Origin of the sequence: uncultured Aquimarina sp. (assembly GCF_947496855.1) — a bacterium.
Classification (GTDB): Bacteria; Bacteroidota; Bacteroidia; order Flavobacteriales; family Flavobacteriaceae; genus Aquimarina.
On record NZ_CANMED010000020.1, the window covers coordinates 1 to 2,817 of the forward strand.

Annotated in this window: 3 protein-coding genes; all 3 read left to right on the plus strand. The window is 32.0% G+C overall.

The annotated features are described in order from the left end of the window. Nucleotides 1-181: 181 nt before the first annotated feature. The 3 genes from Q0921_RS24845 (at nt 182) to Q0921_RS24855 (ending at nt 2,543) form a co-directional block, all read left to right on the plus strand. A complete protein-coding gene (locus tag Q0921_RS24845; protein WP_299261851.1) occupies nt 182-724 on the plus strand; it encodes a hypothetical protein in 543 nt (180 codons plus the stop codon). Between the two features lie 197 nt (nt 725-921). After that, nucleotides 922-1,965 (plus strand): hypothetical protein, encoded by a 1,044-nt coding sequence (locus Q0921_RS24850; protein ID WP_299261852.1) that lies wholly within the window; start codon nt 922-924, stop codon nt 1,963-1,965. Continuing rightward, the gene (locus Q0921_RS24855; protein ID WP_299261854.1) at nt 1,965-2,543 is read left to right on the plus strand and encodes a hypothetical protein; all 579 of its coding nucleotides are present in this window, start codon (nt 1,965-1,967) and stop codon (nt 2,541-2,543) included. Before Q0921_RS24850 ends, Q0921_RS24855 begins: the two co-directional genes overlap by 1 nt. Nucleotides 2,544-2,817 lie beyond the last annotated feature (274 nt).

The window sequence follows — 2,817 nt, forward strand, 5'->3', positions numbered from 1 at the left end:
ACAACACGATATATGTGATCATAGCAGCTAGGTGATGGATCGATTGGTTCGTGTATTTTTGCAATGTCGCAATGCTTGCAAAAAGAAAAAGTAAGCAACCAATGCGCGAATAAATCGAAAAACAGGGTAACATTTTGCCCTGCTACGACACATATATTAAACGTTGTGCCCAATTTCGCTAATGAGAAATATTGAAAAGTTAATAAAGGAAATAATACCACCACCAACTCGCGAAGAACGGGAAGGCTTTACTAATGATAAAATCATTGCTGGACTGAATAATGACGAATTTTTGGCAGTTGAAAAAAGACTGATTCAGAAACTGGATGAAAATGACGACCTCTTAATTGGACAAACACTAGTTGAAATGAAATCCGAAAGTGCTTTGCCAGTTCTTTCAAGAAGACTTAAGAAAAAAGATTCTCATTTTGAAAAAATTACATGGGCAGCACTAATTAATGATTTGAAAAAAGGAGATTCCGAAATGGAAAAAATAGCTTTTGAAGAATTTGAAAAATTGGAGTTCATTTATGCTGTGCAAGGTGTGATTTTTATGGACTTAATAAAGTTCAACAGCCTAAGAATAAATAAACGGATCGAAAATTTTGTTGACCACAAATATGACTTGGTTGCTCACCACGCTAAGATGGTTCTGAATTATAATGGTTATGCAGATTCATATGATAACAGTGAGTACAAAAAATGGTGGGAAATTTGGAAATAAAAACTGAGCACAACAACATATATGTGGTCATAGCAGCTAAGTGATGAATCAAATGGTCGTCGTATTTTTGGTAAGGCGCAATGCTAGCTCAAAGAAAAAGTTAGCAACCAATGCGCAGAAAAATCATAAAACAAGGTAACATTTTGCCCTGCTACGACACATATATTAAACGTTGTGCTTAATGCTGAAAAAATATAATGGCAGAAATTGAAACCCTAAAATATTTTGCGCTTTTGGAGGAATTTGACACCTCTGATAAGTTGATTAAATTAGGTTTGGGAGAGCTTCAAAACATCAATCTCAATAACAACTTTTATTTTCTACCTTTTCAACTTTTATCGCAAGGGTTTGAAAGATTTATGAAAGCTTATATTTGTGTAGGTCACTTTCATATACATCAGGAACTACCAAATTTCAGATATCTAAGAAGTTTAGGTCACGATTTAGAAAAACTACTTAAGAAGATAATTGATAATTATTACTTTGATTTTGACAGGCCTCAATTTGATGTAGATAAAGAATTCATAAAAAATGACGCGGATTTAAAAGAACTTCTTTTTATTCTTTCTGAGTTTGGTAAACTAGCTAGATATTACAACTTTGATTTAATTACTGATAATGCACAAATTGGAATTAATACAAAACAGCTATGGGAAGATTTTGAAAACAAAATTCTTGATGAAAAAGATTATGAAAAACTTATGGACTTTGATTTAAGTCAAGAGGTTTATCAAAAAATAACCAATCGCATTATAATAGTATTTGAAAAGTTTGTTTCTGCTTTATCAAGACAACTTATTTTCAAATGCTTAGGCCAAAAAGGACTACAATTATCAGCGACAACTGCTTTTGATTTTGGTACACTTTACGACAAAGATTTTGGCAAAAAGGACTATAGAAGTCAAACGACAAAATATAAAGAAACACCAAAAAAAGTACATAAACGAACTGTAGTCGATGAAGTTCAACGTAATATTAATCCTGATTATAGATCGAAAAAAATAAAGAAATCAGAATACCAAGGAGAATGGCCTTTTTATGCAAAAGAAGTTATAATTGAGTGTAGACAAAGTCATTGGTGCATTGTGACCATAGACGGATTTGGTTATGCGTTGAATAGTTCAGCAAAAGGACGTTATAAATTGGAAAATCCTCACGATGCTGGAATGGCTATTTTAGGAAAAAGTATATCTGATTTTATACAAATGGCTCTGGAATTAGGAGCAGATAAAAAACACTAATGGAATACGAATTACCAGAAGATAAAATCCCTATTTTCAACTCAAATTTTGAGAAAGGAAACAAATTGTCAGAAGGACTAACAATAATAAAAGGGACAGCAGGTTCCAAATTAGATTTTTGGAAAAAGCGAAAAGCAAAAAAAGCAATCAAGCATTATACAGAATGTTTAAACTTGATACCAAACCATTGGCAAACAAATTGGTTGATAGCTAAAGTATATCAAGTAATGTCTGAGAATAAAAAAGCGTTAAACCATTTTGAAATTGCAGTTGAAATAGAAAAAGAAAACCCTGACTTACCAAGAGAGGCGTCAATTTCTGCTATGGATTCAGGCAAGGTTGATCTGGCTGTCAAGTATTCACAAGAAGCGCTTAATCGACAACCAAATGATTCAGGACTTTATTGTAATCACGCTGTGAATTTAATGGTCTTGGGAAATGATAATGAAGCAATAAAATGGATAAAGAAAGCAATAGAAATGGAACCCAATGATAAAATTAATCAAAATGTTTTTTCTCTAATAAATGATGTAGCTAATGGAAAAAGGAAAAGACCAAAATATAATCAACTGGGCTAAAAAGCACTAAAGCACAACAATGGCTATAGTTAATACGGGGTTTGGTGCTTAACCTAAAAGTAATTGCTTTTTAACCAAGTCCGCCAAATCTTTTGATTTGGCTTTAAAAATGAAAATATAAAACAAAATAAAAAGTTTTGGCTAAGTGCTTAATCGGAAATTCAGTAATTTTAATTCCCGTAATAACCATAGCCGAGACGTTGGCAATAATTAAGCAGTACTAATGAAATCATTTATAAAAGCTATATTTCTGTTCTTATTTGTAATTTTTTCT